General features: G+C 47.3%; 18 protein-coding genes. 17 read left to right on the plus strand and 1 reads right to left on the minus strand.

Annotated elements, in window-relative coordinates; all coding sequences use genetic code 11:
- Positions 1-115 precede the first annotated feature (115 nt).
- From wcaK to gnd, 17 genes are all read left to right on the plus strand, one after another.
- Positions 116-1,378 (plus strand): colanic acid biosynthesis pyruvyl transferase WcaK, encoded by a 1,263-nt coding sequence (gene wcaK, locus PU624_RS10575; RefSeq protein WP_283547574.1) that lies wholly within the window; start codon positions 116-118, stop codon positions 1,376-1,378.
- Positions 1,379-1,382: 4 nt separating this feature from the next.
- Positions 1,383-2,606 carry a glycosyltransferase gene (locus PU624_RS10580; RefSeq protein WP_283547575.1) on the plus strand — a complete coding sequence of 408 codons (1,224 nt, stop codon included), beginning with the start codon at positions 1,383-1,385 and terminating at the stop codon, positions 2,604-2,606.
- Positions 2,603-3,943: a lipopolysaccharide biosynthesis protein gene (locus PU624_RS10585; protein WP_031591354.1), complete on the plus strand. Its 1,341-nt coding sequence runs from the start codon at positions 2,603-2,605 to the stop codon at positions 3,941-3,943. The genes PU624_RS10580 and PU624_RS10585 overlap by 4 nt, the downstream gene beginning before the upstream one ends.
- Positions 3,944-4,221: 278 nt before the next feature.
- A complete protein-coding gene (gene galF / locus PU624_RS10590) occupies positions 4,222-5,124 on the plus strand; it encodes a UTP--glucose-1-phosphate uridylyltransferase GalF (protein WP_283547576.1) in 903 nt (300 codons plus the stop codon).
- A gap of 42 nt (positions 5,125-5,166) precedes the next feature.
- Positions 5,167-6,180 carry a UDP-glucose 4-epimerase GalE gene (gene galE, locus PU624_RS10595; RefSeq protein ID WP_283547577.1) on the plus strand — a complete coding sequence of 338 codons (1,014 nt, stop codon included), beginning with the start codon at positions 5,167-5,169 and terminating at the stop codon, positions 6,178-6,180.
- A 545-nt stretch (positions 6,181-6,725) separates the two neighbouring features.
- The gene (locus PU624_RS10600) at positions 6,726-8,141 is read left to right on the plus strand and encodes a mannose-1-phosphate guanylyltransferase/mannose-6-phosphate isomerase (RefSeq protein WP_283547578.1); all 1,416 of its coding nucleotides are present in this window, start codon (positions 6,726-6,728) and stop codon (positions 8,139-8,141) included.
- A 14-nt stretch (positions 8,142-8,155) separates the two neighbouring features.
- On the plus strand, positions 8,156-9,535 hold the full coding sequence (gene cpsG, locus PU624_RS10605; RefSeq protein ID WP_283547579.1) for a phosphomannomutase CpsG: 1,380 nt from the start codon (positions 8,156-8,158) through the stop codon (positions 9,533-9,535).
- Entirely contained in the window at positions 9,535-10,329 is a 795-nt protein-coding gene (locus PU624_RS10610; protein ID WP_062758081.1) for an ABC transporter permease, read from the plus strand. Before cpsG ends, PU624_RS10610 begins: the two co-directional genes overlap by 1 nt.
- A complete protein-coding gene (locus tag PU624_RS10615; RefSeq protein WP_283547580.1) occupies positions 10,329-11,546 on the plus strand; it encodes an ABC transporter ATP-binding protein in 1,218 nt (405 codons plus the stop codon). The genes PU624_RS10610 and PU624_RS10615 overlap by 1 nt, the downstream gene beginning before the upstream one ends.
- Before the next feature lie 2 nt (positions 11,547-11,548).
- Positions 11,549-12,490, plus strand: a complete 942-nt coding sequence (locus PU624_RS10620; RefSeq protein ID WP_283547581.1) for an FkbM family methyltransferase — start codon at positions 11,549-11,551, stop codon at positions 12,488-12,490.
- Positions 12,490-13,707, plus strand: coding sequence for a glycosyltransferase family protein (locus PU624_RS10625; protein WP_283547582.1), 1,218 nt, complete (start codon positions 12,490-12,492; stop codon positions 13,705-13,707). The genes PU624_RS10620 and PU624_RS10625 overlap by 1 nt, the downstream gene beginning before the upstream one ends.
- Positions 13,700-15,082: a glycosyltransferase family 4 protein gene (locus tag PU624_RS10630; RefSeq protein ID WP_283547583.1), complete on the plus strand. Its 1,383-nt coding sequence runs from the start codon at positions 13,700-13,702 to the stop codon at positions 15,080-15,082. Before PU624_RS10625 ends, PU624_RS10630 begins: the two co-directional genes overlap by 8 nt.
- Before the next feature lie 54 nt (positions 15,083-15,136).
- Positions 15,137-16,177: a GDP-mannose 4,6-dehydratase gene (gmd, locus tag PU624_RS10635; RefSeq protein WP_283547584.1), complete on the plus strand. Its 1,041-nt coding sequence runs from the start codon at positions 15,137-15,139 to the stop codon at positions 16,175-16,177.
- Position 16,178: 1 nt separating this feature from the next.
- Positions 16,179-17,081, plus strand: coding sequence for a GDP-mannose 4,6-dehydratase (locus PU624_RS10640; protein ID WP_283547585.1), 903 nt, complete (start codon positions 16,179-16,181; stop codon positions 17,079-17,081).
- Entirely contained in the window at positions 17,057-18,220 is a 1,164-nt protein-coding gene (locus tag PU624_RS10645) for a glycosyltransferase family 4 protein (protein WP_283547586.1), read from the plus strand. Before PU624_RS10640 ends, PU624_RS10645 begins: the two co-directional genes overlap by 25 nt.
- A complete protein-coding gene (locus PU624_RS10650; RefSeq protein ID WP_283547587.1) occupies positions 18,217-19,332 on the plus strand; it encodes a glycosyltransferase family 4 protein in 1,116 nt (371 codons plus the stop codon). The genes PU624_RS10645 and PU624_RS10650 overlap by 4 nt, the downstream gene beginning before the upstream one ends.
- Positions 19,333-19,468: 136 nt before the next feature.
- Positions 19,469-20,878 (plus strand): NADP-dependent phosphogluconate dehydrogenase, encoded by a 1,410-nt coding sequence (gnd, locus tag PU624_RS10655; RefSeq protein ID WP_283547588.1) that lies wholly within the window; start codon positions 19,469-19,471, stop codon positions 20,876-20,878.
- 35 nt (positions 20,879-20,913) lie between these two features.
- Here the strand turns inward: gnd and PU624_RS10660 are convergent, their stop codons facing one another.
- Positions 20,914-22,212 (minus strand): succinylglutamate desuccinylase/aspartoacylase family protein, encoded by a 1,299-nt coding sequence (locus PU624_RS10660; protein ID WP_283547589.1) that lies wholly within the window; start codon positions 22,210-22,212, stop codon positions 20,914-20,916.
- Positions 22,213-22,304 lie beyond the last annotated feature (92 nt).

Genomic DNA, 22,304 nt, shown 5'->3' on the forward strand with positions numbered 1-22,304 from the left:
AGGAGCTGTACCTTTGGGTGCGTTATCCCGTAAAGCATTACTTTAATCAGAGTTCATTTTGCCCATTACGGATCTGGGCGGCTTTCAGAATTAAAAAAATTCATTCGGAGTTGTTATGAAAATTTTATTGGTGGGTAACCATACGTGTGGAAATCGCGGGGATGGCGCGATTCTTCGTGGACTGATTGATTCAATGAGGTCCGCACGCAGTGATTTAGACATTGACGTTATTAGCCGTTATCCAACCAGCTCCGGTTATCTGCTTCAGCAGGATATTCAGCAGGATGCGCTGTATCTGCACAACAGCAAGTCAGGCAAAGGTCTGGTCGGTTCATTTAAGCGTAAAGTCGCGAACCGCCTGATGCCCGATATCATGATGGCGCATCTGGGCAAGGGCGGGATCTTTAAGTCTTTCTCTGTGCCGCCGCACCTGAAAGCGTTTACCGACAGCCTGGCAAAATATGATGCGATTATTCAGGTTGGCGGTTCGTTCTTCGTTGACCTCTATGGCGTCACCCAGTTCGACCATGCGCTCTGTGCGCTGATGGCGAAAAAGCCGATCTACCTGATCGGTCACTCGGTGGGCCCCTTCCAGAACCCGCGCGTCAATGCGCTGGCAAACTTTGTCTTTGATCGTGTCGACAGCCTGGTGCTGCGCGAATCGGTCAGCCTTGATCTGATGAAGCGCGATGGCGTGACCAGCTCTAAAGTGGCATCAGGTGTGGATACCGCTTTCCTGGTGCGCGCGCGCGAAGTCGAAAATCCGAGCCATAACCTGCTCTACTGGCAGGGCATTATCGATGGCCGTAAAACCATTGCGATTACGGTGCGTGAACTGGCGCCGTTTGATAAACGTCTGGGTGTGACACAGAAAGAGTATGAAGCGGCGTTTGGCCGGGTGATTAATGCCATGATCGCGGAAGGCTATCAGGTCGTGGCGTTCTCCACCTGTACCGGCATCGACAGCTATGCCAAAGATGACCGCATGGTTGCACTGACCCTGCGTGACCACGTGACGCAGCCGGAACATTACCATGTCATCATGGATGAGTTTAATGACCTGGAACTGGGCATCCTGCTGAATCACTGCCATCTGACCATTGGTACCCGCCTGCACTCGGCGATTATCTCCATGAACTTTGACACCCCGGCTGTGGCGATCAACTACGAGCACAAGTCGATGGGTGTGATGAACCAGCTTGGTCTGCCGCAGATGGCAACCGATGTGAAAAGCCTGATGGATGGCTCGCTGATCGACAAGGTCAAAACGGTCCTTGCCGATTACGACAACATCAAGCTGAAGGTCGAGACGGCCGTTGCGAATGAAAGGGAAATTGGCAATCGGATCACTGAAGAGATTCTCAAAGTATTAGGGTAATGTGATGAAACTGACTTTTTTCACCATGCGTTTCCCGGTTGCCTCTGAGACATTCGTACTAAATCAGGTGACCCATTTTATTGATGCCGGTTACGAGGTGGAGATCATTTCAGTCTTTCCCGGCGATTTAGTGAACCGGCATGCCGCGTTTGATGAGTATGGTCTGGCGGCGAAGACGCACTATCTGCTGCCGGAAGAGAAAATCTCGATTGTCGATAAGCTGAACCAGCGCATCAGGCTGGTGCTGCCAAAAGTGACCAGGCCGTCGCTGCTGCGTTCGCTGAATGTGCGCCGTTATGGCGCGCAGTCCAGCAAACTGCTGCTGCCGTCGATTGTGGCGAATGCAAAGCAGACTTTCACCGCAGATGTCTTCCTGGTGCATTTCGGCTATGCCGGTGCACTGGCGAATAAGCTGCGTGAGCTGGGCGTGCTGAAGGGTAAACAGGCGACCGTGTTCCATGGCGCCGATATTTCCCGTCGTCACATTCTGGAAGAGCACAAACTCGATTATGTGAATCTGTTCCGCCAGAGTGAGCTGATGCTGCCTATCAGCCATCTGTGGGAGAACAGGCTGATTGAGATGGGCTGTCCGCCGGAAAAAATTCACGTGACGCGTATGGGCATTGAGCCGGAGAAGTTTAACTTCCAGCCGCGCCAGGCATTCCAGACGCCGCTGCGTATCGTTTCGGTGGCGCGTCTGACCGAGAAGAAAGGGCTGGATGTGGCGGTCAAAGCCAGCGCCATCCTGAAGCAGCGTGGCGGTCAGTTTCAGTACACCATTATCGGCAATGGCGATCAGGATGAGATGATGCGTGATTTCATCGCCCGCGAGGGGATGGAAGATTGCGTCAGCATGCCGGGCTTTAAGCCGCAGGAGGAGATCCGTCGTGCGCTGAGCGAGGCTGACATCTTCCTGCTGCCATCCAAAACCGCCGCAGATGGCGATATGGAAGGCATTCCGGTCGCGCTGATGGAGGCGATGGCGGTCGGCCTGCCGGTGGTCTCAACTTTCCACAGCGGTATTCCGGAGCTGATTGAGAACAACGTTTCGGGCTGGCTGGTGGAAGAGGACGATCCTGAGGCGCTGGCGGAGACGCTGCTGAAGCTCTCTCAGGGCGAAGTGGATGTGGCGCCGGTCGTTGCGGCCGCACGTCACAAAGTTGAGACTGAATTTAATCAGCATATCGCCTACGGCGAACTGGCACAGATTCTGGAGCGACTGGTGTGAGTGGATTTAAGTCACAGGCGATTTGGCTGTTCGGCAGCACCTGCTTTTCTGCGGTGCTGCAGGTTGCACAGCTGAGCTTTCTCGCCCGCAAACTGGAAACCCACGAGCTGGGGCTGTTAGCCATCATCAACGCCATCCTGGCGGTGGCAGGTGTGCTGCAGGATATGGGGATGAGCAGTTATCTGGTGCATCGCCAGAACATTACCCGTCGTGAGCAGAGCACCATCTACTGGGTGAACGTCTCACTCAGCTTATGTACCGGTCTGATCATGCTGCTGATCGCCTTCCCGGTGTCGTGGTTCTATCATCTGCCGGAGCTGGTGGGTCTGATCATGCTTACCAGCCTCAACTTCCTGGTGCTGGGTCACCTGTCGCAGTATCAGGCGCACTACATCAAAACCAAGCGGATGGTTTCGCTGGCGAAGATTGAGATGGGCACCAAGCTGTTTGCCTTCCTCTGTGTGGTGGCGATGCTGGAGTTCACCTCGCTTACCGTCGCGGCGGCGATTCTCGGACTGTTTATCAACGCCTTTACCCGTATCCTCTGCATGATTGCGCTGGGTGAGAAGTCATGGCGTCCGACATGGGAGTTCGACAAAGCGACCTTTATCGGCGCGATTCGCTACGGCAGTTATCAGCTCGGCTCGCAGACCATTAATCAGCTGCGTACCCAGGCCGATGCGCTGGTGGTGGGTAAAGTGATGGGCGCCGAGATGCTGGGCGTCTACTCGCTGGCGAAAGAGCTGGTGCTGCAACCGCTGAAGCTGGTGACGCCGGTGATCAACCGTCTGGCACTGCCGCGCTTTGCTGAGAAGCAGCACGATGCTGAGCAGCTGAAGAAGCTGTTCCTGAAGGGCACGCTGGGGATCATGCTGTTCAGCAGCGCGATGTACCTGGCGATCGGCATCCTGTCACCCGTCATTGTGCGTGTGCTGTATGGCGCATCGCATGAGCAGGTCTATCACCTGATCCCGCTGATGCTGCTGTTTGGTATGCTGCGGCCGATGGGCGGTCTGACTGGCGCGATTTCGCAGGCCAACGGACGGACTAACGTTGAGTTCTACTGGAACATCGTGGCGAGTATTGTGGTTCTGGCGGTGCTGGCGACCACCTTTATCTGGCCGAACGTGCTCTACGTGGCGCTGACGCTTTCCATCTCGCAGATCCTGATTTCGGCACTGGCTCATCCGTTCTTCATCAAGCCGGTTATTGGCATTCGGTTTATTCCTTATGCCCGGCAATGGGTGGCGGTGTCGGTGGTATTTGTCGGCATCATGTTGCTGGTCAATCACTTTAATCTGTTTGTGATGCCAGAGTGGTTTGAAGGCTGGCTCTGATTACCGCGCAGATATATCAACGGGCGACCTCAGGGTCGCCCGTTTTCATTTATGGCTGGTCTCAGCGTTGCAGCAACCCGGCGTGAAAAACGCAGTGGCGATATTCGATTACTGATTGTCTTTACTCAGTTTATGCCGTCGCTGGCAATGGGCAAAATGCCGAATTTCCAAGTTATGACAGAGAGTTACTGTCCGCTTTTCAGATAAAGATTATACTTGGACTTCCGGCCGATCCTGCATAATCGACCCACATCTTCATTTTATTAAACGGAATAAATATGACCAAGCTTAAAGCAGTAATCCCCGTTGCGGGCCTCGGTATGCATATGCTCCCTGCGACTAAAGCCATTCCGAAAGAGATGCTGCCTGTCGTCGATAAACCGATGATCCAGTACATCATTGACGAGTGTGTTGCCGCGGGTATTAAAGAGATTGTGCTGGTCACGCATGCTTCTAAAAATGCGGTAGAAAACCACTTCGACACCACCTATGAGCTGGAAGCGCTGCTTGAAGCGCGTGTGAAGCGTCAGCTGCTGAGCGAAGTGCAGTCTATCTGCCCGCCAGGCGTAACCATCATGAACGTGCGCCAGGCACAGCCGCTGGGCCTGGGCCACTCCATTCTCTGTGCCCGCCCGATGATCGGTGATAACCCGTTCGTCGTCGTGCTGCCAGACGTGCTGCTGGATGACTCTACCGCTGACCACATGCGTTATAACCTCGCTGCGATGGTTGCCCGTTTCGAAGAGACCGGCCACAGCCAGGTTCTGGCGCAGCATATGCCAGCGTCCGATCTCTCTGAGTACTCCGTGATCACCACTGAAGAGCCGATCGATCACCCAGGCGACGTGAGCACCATTACCGGTTTCGTTGAGAAGCCAGAAGATACTGCAGGCCTGAGCTCTGACCTGGCTGCGGTAGGCCGTTATGTGCTGTCTGCTGATATCTGGGCAGAACTGGAGCGCACTGAGCCAGGCGCATGGGGCCGTATCCAGCTGACCGATGCGATTGCCAGCCTGAGCAAACATAAAACCGTTGATGTTTCGCTGCTGACCGGTCACAGTTTCGATTGCGGTCGTAAACTCGGATACATGCAGGCGTTTGTCTCTTACGGACTGCGCAGCAACGCGCAGGGTCGTGATTTCCGCGAAGCTATCCAGACCATCCTCGCAAAACAAAAGTAAACCATTCGCCGCGTTCTGCGCGGCAGATTGAAAGGAGCTCACATGGCAATTTTGGTAACGGGCGGAGCAGGGTACATCGGCTCTCATACGGTACTGGCGCTGTTGCAGCGCGGTGATGATGTTGTGGTTCTGGATAACCTCTGCAATGCCTCTCGCGAAGCGATTAACCGCGTTGAGAAACTGGCGGGTAAGAAAGCGACTTTCGTTGAAGGCGATATCCGTGACCGTGCCTGTCTGCGTGACCTGTTCGTCTCCAACAGCATTTCAGCCGTGATCCACTTCGCAGCGCTGAAAGCGGTAGGTGAATCGACCCGCATGCCGCTGGAGTACTACGAGAACAACGTCGCGGGCACCGTGGTGCTGCTGGAAGAGATGCGCAATGCCGGCGTCTGGAACTTCATCTTCAGCTCATCAGCGACCGTCTACGGCGCAGATGCACCGGTTCCGTATGTTGAAACCACCCCGATTGGCGGCACGACGAGTCCTTACGGCACCTCTAAGCTGATGATCGAGTTCGTGATGCGTGACTTCGCGAAAGCAGAGCCAAAGTTCAAGGCGATTGCTCTGCGTTACTTCAACCCGGTTGGCGCGCATGAGTCAGGCGAAATCGGTGAAGACCCGACGGGCATCCCGAACAACCTGCTGCCGTACATCGCGCAGGTCGCGATTGGCCGCCTGGAGAAGCTGGGCGTGTTTGGCGGCGATTACGATACGCCAGACGGCACCTGCCTGCGTGACTACATCCACGTGGTTGACCTGGCCGAAGGGCACCTGAAAGCGCTGGACCATCTGAGCAAAGTGGAAGGCTACACCGCCTTTAACCTGGGCGGCGGCAAAGGCTTCTCCGTGCTTGAGATGATCAAGGCATTCGAGAAGGCATCCGGTAAGGCGATTCCGTTTGAGATCAAGCCACGCCGTGACGGCGACCTGCCTGCGTTCTGGGCCGATGCGTCACTGGCGAACAGTACGCTCGACTGGCGCGTGACGCGCGGCATCGATGAGATGATGCGCGATACGTGGAACTGGCAGAGCAAGAACCCGGATGGGTTTCGGTAGTTGAAAAAATAGACAAACACCCGGCTTCGGCCGGGTTTTTTTTTGCCTGCGATAAGAGGAATTGCATATTCCAGCTCCCCATCCTCACCCCAAGGCCAGATTGCGGCGGTTTCATTACTGAATACAGAATTATCCTGGTCTGGCTTCAGCAGCGATTAATCACAATACAAGGTAATCCGACTCTGTGAAGAGGCGCAAAGCGTGATTCTCCATACGCTACTATGCTGTTTTGCCATTGATGACATTTCCCAATGCAGTGTGGGATCAATGTTTAGTCACTCTTAAGTTTTGTCAGTGGCAATGAAAGATTAGGCATATTATTTTTGCCGCACAAAATGTACTATTTGCAGTTATCCCGGAACCCGTATGCGATTGATTGAAATATAATCAGCGCATCGACAAGCTAACCTGTGAAGGCGAGATTCCTATCACACAGCGCATTGGTTGCTGCAAGCCAGGGGCGGTAGCGTGGCTATTTATTCGTAATGAATAAAAATTGACCCGCTTATATGCATAGCATGTTTAAATTTGTTAGAGGATGTGGAATGTTACTTCCCGTAATCATGGCCGGAGGAACCGGCAGCCGCTTATGGCCCCTTTCCCGCGAACTTTACCCAAAACAGTTCATCTGTCTGCATGGTGAACACTCCATGCTGCAGGAGACTGTTAATCGTCTGAGCGGCGTCGAAGCACGCGCACCGATGGTAATCTGCAACGAGGAGCATCGTTTCCTCGTGGCCGAGCAGTTGCGACAAATCAACAAGCTATCCCATAACATTATTCTTGAACCCGTAGGTCGCAACACCGCTCCGGCAATTGCGCTCGCTGCGCTGAACGCCGTAGAGCAGGGTGATGATCCGGTTCTGCTGGTACTGGCCGCCGATCACGTCATTGAAGACCGTGCTGCATTTCACCAGGCGATTAAGGTTGCTACCGATTATGCCAAACAGGGCAAGCTGGTAACTTTCGGCATCGTGCCAACGGGTCCGGAAACGGGCTACGGTTACATTCAGCGCGGCGAAGCGCTGCCTGGCGCAGAAAATGGTCCTTATCAGGTTCAGCGCTTTGTCGAAAAACCGAACCAGAGCACTGCTGAGCAGTACCTTGAATCCGGTGAGTATTACTGGAACAGTGGTATGTTCATGTTCCGCGCTAAACGCTATCTGCAGGAGCTGGAGAAATTCCGTCCGGACATCCTGGAAGCGTGCCGTCGTGCCATGGCTAACGTCAAAGAAGGCAACGATTTCATCAGCATCGACAAAGATGACTTTATCGCCTGTCCTGATGAGTCAGTGGATTATGCAGTGATGGAACAGACCGATGCCGCCGTCGTCGTACCCCTGGCGGCCGGGTGGAGTGATGTGGGCTCCTGGTCTGCGCTGTGGGAAGTGAATGATAAAGACGATCATGGCAACTCCCTGAAGGGCGATACCTTCCTGCACAACACTAAAAACTGCTACATCAACAGCGAAGATCAACTGGTTGCCGCCATTGGTGTTGAAAATCTGGTGATTGTGAACACCAAAGATGCCGTCCTGGTCGCGCGTAAAGATCAGGTTCAGGATGTAAAGCGTGTGGTTGAGTTCCTGAAAAGCGAGTGTCGCAGCGAATATCGACGCCATCGTGAAACCTACTGGCCATGGGGACGTTGTGATCTTGTGGTGAACACGGGTCGTTTCAACGTCAACCGTATTACGGTTAAGCCGGGCGAAGCCTTCCAGTTGCAGATGCACTATCACCGCACTGAACACTGGGTAATCCTGTCAGGGACAGCGAAAGTCACCATTCAGGATAAAACCCTGTTGCTGACAGAGAACCAGTCAACCTTTATTCCAATCGGTCACCCGCATACTTTAGAAAACCCAGGCAAGATTCCACTGGAACTGCTGGAGATTCAGTCGGGCTCCTATCTTGGTGACGACGACCTGATTTTGATTAAACAACAGTTTGCAAGTAAGTAAGGACTGACAAGAACATGGCAGCACTGACCTGTTTTAAAGCTTATGACATCCGTGGTGAGTTAGGCACTGAACTGAATGAAGACATTGCCTACCGCATTGGCCGGGCCTATGGCGAATTTATCCATCCAAAAACGATCGTGGTGGGCGGCGATGTCCGATTGACCAGCGAGTCGTTAAAGCTGGCACTGGCCAATGGACTGCGTGATGCAGGCACCGATGTGCTCGACATTGGTATGAGTGGAACTGAAGAGATCTATTTTGCCACGTTCCATTTAGGTATTGATGGCGGTATTGAAGTCACTGCCAGCCATAACCCTATGAACTATAACGGCATGAAACTGGTACGTGAGGGTGCGCGGCCTGTGAGCGGTGATACCGGTCTGCGTGACGTACAGCGACTGGCTGAAGCTAATGACTTTGCTCCGGTAGAAGAGGGCAAACGTGGCAGTTACAAACAGATTTCTGTGCTGGATGCCTACGTTGATCACCTGATGGGCTACATCGATCTGAATAATTTCACTAAGCCGATGAAGCTGGTGATCAATTCAGGTAACGGTGCTGCGGGTCATATCATTGATGAAATTGAAAAACGCTTTAAGCAGGCCAATGCGCCAGTGTCGTTTATCAAAGTGCATCATGAAGCTGACGGCAACTTCCCGAATGGTATTCCGAACCCGCTGCTGCCAGAGTGTCGTAAAGACACCTCTGATGCTGTGCGTGCGAATCAGGCGGATATGGGTATCGCCTTCGACGGTGATTTTGACCGCTGTTTCCTGTTCGATGAGAATGCTGAGTTCATTGAAGGCTATTACATTGTTGGGTTGTTGGCCGAAGCGTTCCTGAAAAAAGAAGCGGGTGCGAAAATCATTCACGATCCGCGCCTGACATGGAACACCATTGATGTGGTGACCAAAGCGGGTGGTATTCCGGTGATGTCCAAAACCGGTCACGCCTTCATCAAAGAGCGCATGCGTGAAGAAGATGCAGTTTATGGTGGCGAGATGAGTGCGCACCACTACTTCCGCGACTTTGCTTACTGCGACAGCGGCATGATTCCATGGTTGCTGGTGGCAGAACTGCTGGCTGTAAAAGGTGAGACGCTCTCCGGACTGGTTTCGGAAAGAATGAAGGCGTTTCCTTGTAGTGGTGAGATTAATTTTAAAGTCCAAAACGCGCACAAGATAATTGAGAAAATCACTGATTTATACGCAAGCAAGGCAGTAAAAAGAGACGAGACTGACGGAATTAGTCTTGAGTTTGATACATGGAGGATGAATATCCGAACATCAAATACTGAGCCTTTACTGAGATTGAACATCGAATCAAGGAATGAATCTGTCTTGGTAAACGACATGTTAGAAAAAATTAGTTTATTAATAAAGGCACCTCAATGATTATTTCTTTAGGCAAAGCATTATGGAGCTATAGAGGTTTCGTTCTTGGTAATGTTAAGCGAGAGTTTCAATCTAAATACCAGAACTCGCTACTCGGTGCAGCCTGGAATATACTCAATCCATTATCAATGATTGTTGTATATACAGTTATTTTCTCTCAGGTTATGCATTCTAAGATGCCAGGAGTTAGTAATACTTTTGGATATAGTGTCTATCTTTGCTCGGGGATCTTAACCTGGGGTTTATTTGCTGAGATTGTGGGGAGGGGGCAAAACGTTTTTCTTGAATATGCCAATTTATTGAAAAAAGTTAGCTTTCCACGTCTTTGCTTGCCAGTAACCATAGCTTGTAATGCGCTTTTAAATTTTGCGATAGTTTTTGGTCTGTTCACTTTATTCCTTCTTTTTACAGGAAACTTCCCGGGTTTAAGCTATTTCTCTTTAATTCCTGTTCTTATTGTCATGATCATTTTCGCAATGGGATTGGGTATAACCTTGGGAGTTTTAAATGTTTTCTTCAGGGATGTAGGGCAGTTCTTCGGTATCGCATTGCAGTTCTGGTTCTGGTTAACACCTATTATATATCCTGCTGAGATTCTACCTGAAAAAATCAAACACTATCTTTCATTTAATCCAATGTATGGTGTTATTTCTTCAGCCCAAAATATTTTAGTAAAAGGCATTTATCCGCAATTCCATCAGCTGTTACCTGCGCTAATTATTGGGATATTATTATGTATAATTGGATTGAAGTTATTCAGGAAGCATTCAGGTGAAATGGTGGATGAATTATAATGGGTAAAATTACAGTCGAAAGCGTGGGTAAAGCTTACAAACAATATCCAACCAGGTGGAGCCGCCTCGCAGAATGGTTCATGCCAGGTAATAAAAAATATCATAAATTAAAATGGGTGTTGGAAGATATTTCTTTTGCTGTGAATCCAGGCGAAGCACTAGGTATTATAGGAATAAATGGTGCTGGTAAAAGTACGCTTCTAAAAATGATTACTGGTACGACACAACCGACTTCTGGAATGATAAAGTTAGAAGGTCGTGTTGCAGCAATGTTAGAACTAGGCATGGGCTTTCATCCTGATTTTACTGGCAGACAAAATGTCATTATGTCTGGACAGTTATTAGGTTATAGCCTCAGTGAAATCTATGAACTTATGCCTGCAATCGAAGATTTTGCAGAGATTGGAGCATATATAGATCAGCCGGTACGAGTGTATTCCAGTGGAATGCAAATGAGGCTAGCATTCTCAGTCGCTACCGCTGTGCGTCCAGATATATTAATTGTTGACGAAGCATTATCTGTAGGCGACGCCTATTTCCAACATAAGAGTTTCAACAGGATAAGAGAATTTAATCGGGATGGTACTACACTGCTTATCGTCTCGCATGATAAACAATCTATACAAAGCTTGTGTGATAAAGCAATACTTCTTAATCAAGGTAAACTTGAAATGGAAGGTGATCCTGAAGCAGTTATGGATTATTACAATGCTCTACTGGCTGATAAACAAAATCAAAAAATAGAACAAGTTAAATTACCTGATGGAAATATTCAGACAATTTCAGGTAGCGGTGAAGCTACCGTAAAAGAAATAAAAATATTAAATAGTAAAAATGAGAGCATCGAGTTTATTGATGTTGGACAGGATGTTACTTTAAAAATTGATGTTGAAGTTCATGAAGACCTTCCAAGACTTGTTTTGGGTTATGGAATTAAAGATCGATTAGGACAGGTTGTTTATGGAACAAACACGGACCTGAAAAAACAGCCAATTATTGATGCTAAAAAAGGGTCAATATATACATTTAATATTAGATTTAATGCAAACCTGGGGCCTGGAAGTTATTCTATCCAAACTGCTCTGGTAAGTACCGATACGCATTTAGTGAATAATTATGAATGGCGAGATCTTGCACTAGTATTTAATATAATAAATATTAATAAACCGCATTTTGCTGGATGTGCCTGGATTGACCCCGATATTGAGATTAAATAGATATGCCAATTATTAGTTATGCTCAAAACTTCGAAGATGTCATGTTGTGGCGTGCTCTAAGACATATTGAGAATGGATTCTATGTTGATGTCGGTGCAAACGATCCAGTCATTGATTCTGTAACAAATTTGTTTTACGTAAATGGTTGGAGTGGAATTAATGTTGAACCATTACGAAAGCACTTTAAAGTGCTTGTTGAGTCACGTCCCAGAGACATTAATTTAAATGTAGCATTGTCCGACACTGAAGGTGAGCTCGAAATATGGGAATCTGAAGTCAGGGGATGGGCGACTTTAGATAAATCAGTGGCCGAACAACATGAATTAAATGGGTTCACCGGTGATTGGACTAAAACATCAGTTCGAACTTTAAAAAACATCCTCGATGAAAATTTACCCGAAGAACTCACGGAAATCCATTTTCTAAAAATTGATGTTGAAGGTGTTGAGGAAAGTGTAGTTCGTGGAAATGACTGGCTAAAATTTCGACCCTGGATTGTAGTAATCGAGTCAACTAAGCCAAATTCTCAACAAGAAAGTTTTGAGAATTGGGAACAAATAATATTAGACCGAAATTATGAATTTGTATATTTCGATGGGTTGAATCGCTTTTACGTATGTCAGGAACATAATTATCTGGCAGCAAGTTTTCAAACTCCTCCAAATGTTTTTGACGAATTTATTAGTTACCGTGAAGAAGAAGAAAAAATAAAAAACATAGAGTTGACTAATTCATATGCTCAGTTGAAATCTAACTATGACCAATTGGAATTAAATCATCAACAGTTGAACTCCGATAAGTTAATTCTGGAAAAGACTTTAAGTTCATTAAAAGTTGACTACCAAAATATTAAAAATGAGATTAATGAAATATTAGGCAGCTCATCCTGGAAAATAACCGCTCCCTTAAGATATATTTCATCTTTTTTTAAACGGAATAAATAATGAAAAATATTCTTTTTCTTAGTACCTACTCTTTTGCCAAACCCAGACATGGGGGCCAAATTCGACTTCATCAGTTAGTCAAAAAATTTAAAGAGAATGGATGGAAAACACGTTCAATTGCTGTTTACGAACAAGAAAGTTTTATTGGGGATGAGTTAGGTACATTTGATGTCCCGTTTCCAGTAGATTCAAGTTTCAGATTGTTTAAGGGAAGAAATATACCTCTTATAAACGATTTGTTGACTGGCTATTACGCAGCATCTGAGACGGGTGGTTTCAATAAAATCGTTTCAAATTTACCTGAAAAAATAGATGTAATCTACGTTGAACAATGTTGGATGTGGGAAACAGCTATTAAAATAAGAAATATCCCTAAGTTCAATAAATCAGTAATTGTTTTTGGTTCGCAGAATATAGAGTATTTATTAAAAGAAGATATATTGCAGCAATATGATGTTAAAGATACAGATGAAGTCATTAATGTTATTAAGGCACTTGAGATTAATGCAACTCTGGGTGCTGATGTTGTTGCTGCAGTAACTAAAAACGATGCCGAACTCATGATGAGCTGGGGCAGAGAGGAAGTAATACTTGCACCAAATGGCATTGAACCATGGGAGCAAAAGGCATTAACGGACAAATGGTCTGAAAAATTACCTAAATCACCATGGATGCTTTATATTGCAAGCGCTCATCCCCCAAACTTCACCAGTTTTAACAAGATTATTGGCGATACATTAGCTTGCATTCCTCCTGACAGTAAATTGGTGATAGCAGGTAGTGTCTGCGAACATATTTACCGTGAGATTCTTAAATCAAAATGGGCAAATATAAATGTAAGTAGGCTTGAGCTATTGTATGTCCTTGATGATGAGGATTTAGCTGAAGTAAAAAATCGCGCACATGTATATTTTCTCCCTATTGAACACGGCGGTGGATCTAATCTGAAAACTGCTGAAGCATTGTATTCAGGTAAATATGTTATCGGGACAAAGTCTGCTTTCCGCGGCTTTGAAAACTACATTAACTGCGCAAGGGTAAGTTTAATAACCAGCCCTCAAGAGTTTTTCTCTGCAACGCGTAAGGCACTATTATCACCAATCCCAGAATTAACTGAATCAGAATTACATGATATTCAAGGCTTAACCTGGGGAAGAACACTTGAAAGTATTTGCTTAAAAGTTAGTGAAGCATATGAGGTTTTGATTAATGAATAATACCTGGCTTGATGTAACAACCATCTTAGGTTGGCACAGATCTGCAGTAGGCATAGTAAGAACAGAAGTTGAGTGTGCGACTTATGCTCTGAGTATGACTGATAAAAAATCAATGAAGTTCTGTGCATATAATCCCAAAGATGGATATTATGAAGTCAATGCGGATGTTGTTAGAAATACTATTGAAAAAATCAATGGGCATGTAAAAAAGAAAACTAATAATGAAGTTATTCATCCTGTTGTAAAAGCCAATCTTAAAACAAAAGTTAAATCAAATGTCTTGAAAGTGATCCAGATATTTCCTGCAAAAGCGCAAAGGAAAATAATTAATTATCTGTTGCCACGAAAAGAGGCTGTTCATACTTTTTTAACGTCTTTGAGATATAGTAAGCTTGCCTTGAAGCAATGGATTAAACCTGCAGGGGTTTTTAATCAACCACATTCACATCTTGAAAGCTCAACGGCCGAAGTCAAATTCCCTTTTCAGCAAGGCGACGAATATATATCGCTCGGTCTTGATTGGGATCAAAAAGATTTTCATTATCTTTACCTGATAAAGAAGAAACTAAACCTCAAAGTTAAGCTTTTTTGCTACGATGTGATTCCTGTAAAACTGCCTCATCTTTGCGTTGGTGATGTTGCTGGTAAATTTTCACATTATTTTTCAAATGTTGCCTGGTGTGCCGATGAAATTTTTTGTATCTCTAAATGCTCACGTGATGACCTGGAAGAGCTTTTAATTCAGTTAGGTACCCCAATACCTAAACTCACAATAGTAAAACTGGGCTGTGAACTTCCTGTTCATAATGAATCTGTCGATGTTTCAGTTGATGTCCAGAATATTCTTGATAAAAAGTTTTTACTTTTTGTGTCTACCATTGAACGTCGTAAAAATCACGAAGTATTATATAAAGCATATACTCGGCTTATCGATAATAATGTCGAAGGGCTACCATTACTGGTTTTCGTTGGTATGCCTGGATGGGGAATGAATGATTTTATTACGGATCTAAGTCTTGATCCGCGCATTAAAGGAAAAATCATTCAGTTAAACAACATTTCCGATCCTGAGTTAACGCTCTTATATAAAAATGCCTGGTTTACATTATATCCTTCGCTCTATGAAGGATGGGGTCTTCCAGTTGCAGAAAGTTTAGCTTTTGGCAAATATTGTCTGGCTTCATCAGCAGCTTCAGTACCTGAGGTTGCGGGTGATCTACTTGATTATATTGATCCTTGGGATGTGCTTGGATGGGCTGAAAAAATCAGGTATTTTATTGAAAACCCTGATGCCATAAATCAGCGTGAAAAGAGAATCGAAGCAGAGTACAAATCAACTAAATGGTCTGAAACTGCAGCTTCAGTATTAAACTAATGTTATAATTATATTATACAAATTTTCAATCAAACGAAGAATGTGGAATTTATAATGAACGAAAAAATTGCAGTCGTAACTGGCATCACCGGTCAGGATGGCGCCTATTTAGCCGAATTGTTACTCGACAAAGGTTACAAAGTCTTTGGTACCTATCGTCGTACAAGTTCAGTAAACTTCTGGCGTATTGAAGAGTTAGGAATTAAACAAAATCCTAATCTTCACCTGGTCGAATATGATCTGACTGACCTGTCATCAAGCATTCGTTTACTTCAGGAAAGCAAAGCGACCGAAGTTTACAACCTTGCGGCTCAGAGCTTTGTAGGTGTTTCTTTTGACCAGCCGCTGACCACCGCTGAAATTACCGGTATTGGTCCGGTAAACCTGTTAGAAGCTATTCGCATCGTTAACCCTAAAATTCGTTTCTACCAGGCGTCTACTTCAGAGATGTTTGGTAAAGTGCAGGCTATTCCGCAGAAAGAAGATACACCTTTCTATCCGCGTAGCCCGTATGGCGTTGCAAAACTGTATGCCCACTGGATGACAATTAACTACCGTGAGAGCTACAACATTTTCGCATCAAGCGGCATTCTGTTTAACCACGAATCACCACTGCGTGGACAGGAGTTTGTGACCCGTAAGATCACCGATTCAGTAGCCAAAATTAAGCTCGGTAAGTTGGATGTGCTTGAGTTAGGTAACATGGACGCCAAGCGTGACTGGGGCTTTGCTAAGGAATATGTTGAAGGTATGTGGCGTATGCTGCAGGCTGATGAGCCAGATACATTTGTCCTGGCAACCAACCGCACTGAAACAGTCCGTGACTTCGTTTCAATGGCGTTCAAAGCTGCTGGCATTGAATTGCGCTTCGAAGGCAAAGATGATCAGGAAGTTGCAATCGATGTAGCCACTAATAAAGTGGTGGTTAAGGTCAATCCTAAGTTCTATCGTCCCGCTGAAGTAGAATTACTGATTGGTAATCCACAGCGTGCGAAAGACATTCTGGGCTGGGAACCAAAAACCACGCTCGAAGAATTGTGCGCGATGATGGTAGAAGAAGATCTGCGCCGCAATAAACAAGGGTTCTCCTTCTGATATGACTAATGGCAAAAAAGCATTGATCACTGGGATCAAGGGCTTTACCGGCCAATATATGGCAGCGGATTTATCCGCTGCCGGATATGAAGTTTATGGTTTCGGTTCAACTCCCGCCCAGAATTCCTCACGCTATTTTCAGGTTGATCTTACAAATGCAGCACAGGTAAAAAATGCTGTAGACAGTATTCAGCCTGACGTCGTTGTTCATCTTGCAGCCATCGCTTTTGTTGGTCATGCTGACCCGAATGCGTTCTATAGTGTTAACCTTTGCGGTACGCGTAATCTGTTACAGGCTCTTAGCGAATCAGCAAAAATGCCGGATGCAGTTTTGGTCGCCAGCAGTGCTAATGTTTACGGTAATAACACACCGGGAAAATTAGCAGAGTCGGTTCCTGCCAGACCTGCAAATGACTATGCGGTCAGCAAGCTGGCCATGGAGTACATGACTAGTCTGTTTTATGAAAAATTGCCGATTATTATTACCCGGCCATTCAATTACACCGGCGCCGGTCAGGCAGAAAATTTCCTGATCCCGAAAATCGTCAAACATTTTCGTGAGAGAAAAGATGTCATTGAGCTGGGCAATATAGATGTTTGGCGTGATTTTTCCGACGTGCGTGACGTCGTTAAAAGCTATTCAGCGTTACTTCATTCCCGCTCATCTGGTCAGACTGTCAATGTCGCTTCAGGTAAAATGCATTCATTGAGGGAAGTCGTCGATCTCTGCCAATCCCTGACAGGCCATGATATTAAGATTGAAGTTAATCCTGATTTTGTACGGCCTAATGAAATTAAAGAACTTTGTGGCGATATCACTTTGCTCAATAGCTTAGTCGGTGAGACCTCGTCTAAAATTCCTCTTAGAGATACCCTGAAATGGATGCTGGAAGCAAAGCAATAAACGTCGTTTACTCTACGGACTGTATTAAATATCCTTTAACCGGTATTGGCCGTTATGCGTTTGAGCTTGCTAAACAGCTTCAGGAAAGAGAAAACGTCGCACTGACGTTTCTTCATGGCACTAAGACTCGCGACTCACTGGCAGTCGCGAGTGAGTCTGCTCAATCGGTTCAATCTCTGAAGCGTAAGTTACAAAGAAGCAAAACAGTAAGTGAAATATATCGCCTGACTTTTCCGGTAATGAAAATGATAGCGCTGAGGGATTTTAAGAATCATATATTTCATAGTCCTAACTACTATCTACCGCCTCGCGTGAAACATTGTGTTGCCACCTTTCACGACCTGTCAGTATTCCACTGGCCTCAATTTCATCCGGCTGGCCGCGTTCACCTGATGCAAAAAGAGTTAAGGAATACTGTTTCGCGTGCGTCGATGTTGATTACTGACTCTTATTACACAAAGAATGAGTTAATGGATTTCTTTGGTATAGAAGATAATAAAATTGCGGTAGCACCTCTGGCCTGTAATGAACATTTTCATCCCCGTGATGAAGCAGAAACACAACAGGTTCTTGAAAAATATAATCTTAAGTGGCGACGTTTCTTTCTGTATACCGGCACGATTGAACCAAGAAAGAATATACTGACGCTACTTCAGGCGTATGATCGTCTGCCCGCTCAGGAAAAATCTGCCTTCCCGTTAGTCATTAGTGGTTATAAGGGTTGGGAAAATGAGCAACTCTTTAAGCTCTTTGACAAGGGCGAGAGAGAAGGGTGGCTAAAATATTTAGGTTTTGTGCCCGGTAAAGATCTGCCGTTTTTATTCAGTGCTGCAACGAGCTTTGTTTTCCCATCAATCTATGAAGGTTTCGGCCTGCCGGTTCTTGAAGCGATGGCATCAGGAACACCCGTGATCTGCTCAAATGCAACATCACTTCCGGAAGTCGCTGGAGATGCAGCATTGATGCATGAACCTCAGGACGTTCATGCTTTGACTAATTACATCCAGATGATGATTGAAAACGCTGATGAAAAGCGCCGTATGATTGATACGGGGTTAGCGCGTGCCCGCGAATTTTCATGGTCACTGTGTGCGGATAAAACCATTGAAGCTTATGAGCAGGTCGCAAAATATATATGATTAAAGTTCTACACTGTTACAAAACCTACTACCCTGATACTTTTGGCGGCATTGAGCAGGTTATTTATCAGCTCGCAGAAGGTGGTTTTAAATCAGGTATCGAATCTGTTGTTTTTACTCATAGTCCCCAGTTTGAAAACAAAATAAACAGCCTGGATAATCATCAGATTCATCGGGTCAAAACGCAGTGTGAGTTTGCCTCGACGCCATTCTCTTATTCAGCCATAAAAGAGTTCAGAGAACTGGCTCAGCATGCGGATATCATCCATTATCATTTCCCGTATCCCTTTATGGACTTTATGCATTTTGCCGCGGGCATCAAAAAGCCATCCGTAGTGAGTTATCATTCTGATATCGTTAAGCAGAAGGTGCTGTTAAAGCTCTATACGCCATTAATGAATCGCTTTCTTTCAAGTGTCGATCGCATCGTTGCCGCGTCGCCAAACTATGTTGAAAGCAGCCCGGTACTGCAGCAGTTCAAAGATAAAGTTGAAGTTATTCCCTACGGTCTTGATAAACAGTTTTATCAGAATAATGATCCTGCCGTTCTGCAAAAATGGCAGGCAAGATTTCCGGATGGCTTCTTCCTCTTTATCGGAACGTTTCGATATTACAAAGGCCTGCATATTTTAATCGAGGCGGCAAAAAACAGCCGTTACCCAATCGTTGTGGTTGGAGCAGGTCCGATTGAGGCTGAGCTGAAAGCGCAGGCGCAGCAGTTAGGTGTGAATAACATCCACTTCCTGGGTGCGCTGGAAGATAGTGAAAAATCTGCCTTGCTTCAGTTATGTACCTGTCTGGTTTTCCCGTCGCATTTACGATCAGAAGCTTTCGGCATCTCTTTACTTGAGGGTGCGCTCTATTCAAAACCGCTGATCTCCAGTGAGATTGGAACCGGAACGACCTTTATCAATATTGATCGCGTTACCGGATTAGTCGTCCCTCCATCCGATTCTGCAGCATTGAGGAAGGCGATGGATGAAATCTGGCACAACTCCGAACTGGCAATGACCTATGGTGCCGCTGCACTGGCGCGCTTTGAATCGCTTTTCACGGCAGATAGAATGATTCAAAGCTATACAAAGCTTTATAAATCCTTGTTAAGTGTGTGAATTTTTTTCAGATAATTTCATCCGCGCGACCGCACCATTCATTACCTTTAATCCGCTATCCTGAGTTAACATACTGATCACTTACAAAGTGGTGTTACGGGTAACACCATGCGAGACTCACAGACAGGAGTATGTAATGTCCAAGCAACAGATCGGCGTTGTAGGTATGGCAGTGATGGGCCGCAACCTGGCTCTTAACATTGAGAGCCGCGGTTACACTGTTTCAATCTTCAACCGTTCACGCGAAAAGACTGATGAAGTCATCGCCGAGAACCAGGGCAAGAAGCTTGCTCCTTTTTATACCGTTGAAGAGTTTGTCGAATCGCTGGAAAAACCTCGTCGTATCCTGCTGATGGTTCAGGCGGGTGAAGCGACTGACAAGACTATCGCCTCACTGACTCCACACCTCGATAAAGGCGACATCCTGATCGATGGCGGTAACACCTTCTACAAAGACACCATCCGTCGTAACAAAGAACTGTCAGACCAGGGCTTCAACTTCATTGGTACCGGTGTTTCCGGTGGTGAAGAGGGCGCACTGAAAGGCCCATCTATCATGCCTGGCGGCCAGAAAGAAGCTTACGAGCTGGTTGCGCCGATTCTGGATAAGATCGCGGCACGTGCGGAAGATGGCGAAGCCTGTGTGGCTTACATCGGTCCGGACGGCGCGGGTCACTATGTGAAGATGGTTCACAACGGCATCGAGTACGGCGACATGCAGCTGATTGCAGAAGCTTATGCTCTGCTGAAAGGCGCACTGGGCCTGAACAACGAAGAGCTGGCTGAAACCTTCACTGAGTGGAACAACGGCGAGCTGAGCAGCTACCTGATCGACATCACCAAAGATATCTTCACCAAGAAAGACGAAGAAGGTAAATATCTGGTTGATGTGATTCTGGATGAAGCAGCGAACAAAGGTACCGGTAAATGGACCAGCCAGAGCTCACTGGATCTTGGCGAACCTCTGTCACTGATCACCGAGTCTGTCTTCGCTCGTTACCTCTCCTCACTGAAAACGCAGCGTGTTGCGGCCTCTAAAGTGCTGAGCGGCCCACAGGCTAAAGCCTTCACGGGTGACAAAGCGGATTTCATCGAGAAAGTTCGTCGCGCTCTGTACCTGGGCAAAATCGTCTCTTATGCGCAGGGCTTCTCACAGTTGCGTGCAGCGTCAGAAGAGAACAACTGGGATCTGCACTACGGTGAAATCGCTAAGATCTTCCGCGCTGGCTGCATCATCCGTGCCCAGTTCCTGCAGAAGATCACCGATGCTTATGAAGCAGATGCTGGCATCGCTAACCTGTTGCTGGCTCCGTACTTCAAAGATATCGCAGATCAGTATCAGCAGGCGCTGCGTGATGTGGTTTCTTACGCAATTCAGAACGGTATCCCGACGCCAACCTTCTCTGCGGCGATCGCTTACTACGACAGCTACCGTTCAGAAGTGCTGCCTGCCAACCTGATTCAGGCGCAGCGTGACTACTTCGGTGCGCATACCTATAAGCGTATTGATAAAGACGGTGTGTTCCACACCGAGTGGTTAGATTAATCACTAAAAAGGGCTTCCCTCGGGAAGCCCTTTTTTTACCCTACCAGCAAATCCCCGCTCCGAATCTCCCGCTCACCCGCCAGTCGCACAACCAGCATGCCAGCTGTAGCAAACTTCACCCAGTGTCTCGCATAGAGAATACCGCCATACTCTGCCACCAGTGGGGTGATGTGGTCGGTCAGCGGATCAACTATCTCAGCCACCACTTCTCCCGGACGAATCAGTGCGCCCAGCGGTTTACGATGCAGGATCAGACCCGACACCGGCGAATGAATATATTCACAGCCCGCTAACGGCGTAGGTGGATTTTTCAGGGCAGGGGAGGACGCCGCCGATCCCTCGCTGTGACGCTCTTTGATAACGCCACCTTCTCCTGGTGCTTCCGCGATGTCTGGCACGTTTAAGCCAATCGGCCCGTCATTGATGGCCACGACATCGTCACCGCCCGCACTCGCCGGGACCAGCTCATCGCCGCCAATGACGGGCGCGGCCACTTCTACGGAAATGGAAGGTTCGCTGTAGCCGATATAACCGCCTTCCTGCAGCGCCGAAATAATCGCATCCGCATCTTTTTCCGCCTGTTCAGGCGAAACATCACGTACGCCACGCAGCTCCAGCGTTACCGGCAGCAATCCACGCGGCATCGGGTAATCTTTGCCAAACCGCTCTGCCAGTGTCAGCCAGGGTTCGCAGCAGGCTTCATCAAACGGCTCACCGCCCGAGATCTGCGCCAGCAGCTGTACTTCACTGCCTAACCAGCGCGCCAGCGGCTCAATGTCCGGCCAGGCATGCGGGGTGGTATAGAGATGGGGCACGGCTTCCCAGTCACAGTGCAGGTCAATCATCAGATCCGCCTGGCTGGCCATCCGCATCAGGGTGTAGCGCTGTGCATCCAGCTCAGTTTTTGGCACGGTATCGCGATAGTGACGATCAATCGCATCCCGGATCAGGCTGCGGTTCTGCGATTCACTCTGGGTCAGGCTTTCGGCCAGCCCGGCCGCCAGCGTCGTTCCCAGTGACGGGAAACGACGGTTAAAGTCCTGCCCGGAGAGCGTATGAAAACGACCCAAATGGGTGCCGTGCCAGTGCTGTCCCAGCGCCAGAGGATTGGCAACCGGAACCAGGGTAAAGGCCGCTTTGAGTTGTCCGGCCGACTCCAGCGCCTGCAGTCGCTGTTTTAAATACCACGCAACCGCCATACCGGGCAGTTCGTCGCCATGCAGCGCAGCCTGGATATAAACCTGACGCTCGTGGTCCGGAGCAAAATGGAAACTGATGATTTCACGCTGGGTGCCTAAAGAGGCGCTTAACAGTGGATGATGTTGTTGATGCATACCGTGTTAATGTCCTTTAATCGGCAAAGGACGACAGCGCGCCGTCCTGAAAAAGTTAAAGTATAGTGCCGGATCGCGGTGAGGACGAAAAA

The organism is Pantoea sp. Lij88 (genome assembly GCF_030062155.1).
Classification (GTDB): domain Bacteria; phylum Pseudomonadota; class Gammaproteobacteria; order Enterobacterales; family Enterobacteriaceae; genus Pantoea.

Excerpts from the sequence above, each read along its gene's own strand:
- wcaK (WP_283547574.1), top strand. The coding sequence starts at position 116 with ATGAAAATTTTATTGGTGGGTAACCATACGTGTGGAAATCGCGGGGAT.
- PU624_RS10580 (WP_283547575.1), top strand. The coding sequence starts at position 1,383 with ATGAAACTGACTTTTTTCACCATGCGTTTCCCGGTTGCCTCTGAGACA.
- galF (WP_283547576.1), top strand. The coding sequence starts at position 4,222 with ATGACCAAGCTTAAAGCAGTAATCCCCGTTGCGGGCCTCGGTATGCAT.
- galE (WP_283547577.1), top strand. The coding sequence starts at position 5,167 with ATGGCAATTTTGGTAACGGGCGGAGCAGGGTACATCGGCTCTCATACG.
- PU624_RS10600 (WP_283547578.1), top strand. The coding sequence starts at position 6,726 with ATGTTACTTCCCGTAATCATGGCCGGAGGAACCGGCAGCCGCTTATGG.
- cpsG (WP_283547579.1), top strand. The coding sequence starts at position 8,156 with ATGGCAGCACTGACCTGTTTTAAAGCTTATGACATCCGTGGTGAGTTA.
- PU624_RS10615 (WP_283547580.1), top strand. The coding sequence starts at position 10,329 with ATGGGTAAAATTACAGTCGAAAGCGTGGGTAAAGCTTACAAACAATAT.
- PU624_RS10620 (WP_283547581.1), top strand. The coding sequence starts at position 11,549 with ATGCCAATTATTAGTTATGCTCAAAACTTCGAAGATGTCATGTTGTGG.
- PU624_RS10625 (WP_283547582.1), top strand. The coding sequence starts at position 12,490 with ATGAAAAATATTCTTTTTCTTAGTACCTACTCTTTTGCCAAACCCAGA.
- PU624_RS10630 (WP_283547583.1), top strand. The coding sequence starts at position 13,700 with ATGAATAATACCTGGCTTGATGTAACAACCATCTTAGGTTGGCACAGA.
- gmd (WP_283547584.1), top strand. The coding sequence starts at position 15,137 with ATGAACGAAAAAATTGCAGTCGTAACTGGCATCACCGGTCAGGATGGC.
- PU624_RS10640 (WP_283547585.1), top strand. The coding sequence starts at position 16,179 with ATGACTAATGGCAAAAAAGCATTGATCACTGGGATCAAGGGCTTTACC.
- PU624_RS10645 (WP_283547586.1), top strand. The coding sequence starts at position 17,057 with ATGGATGCTGGAAGCAAAGCAATAAACGTCGTTTACTCTACGGACTGT.
- PU624_RS10650 (WP_283547587.1), top strand. The coding sequence starts at position 18,217 with ATGATTAAAGTTCTACACTGTTACAAAACCTACTACCCTGATACTTTT.
- gnd (WP_283547588.1), top strand. The coding sequence starts at position 19,469 with ATGTCCAAGCAACAGATCGGCGTTGTAGGTATGGCAGTGATGGGCCGC.
- PU624_RS10660 (WP_283547589.1), bottom strand. The coding sequence starts at position 22,212 with ATGCATCAACAACATCATCCACTGTTAAGCGCCTCTTTAGGCACCCAG.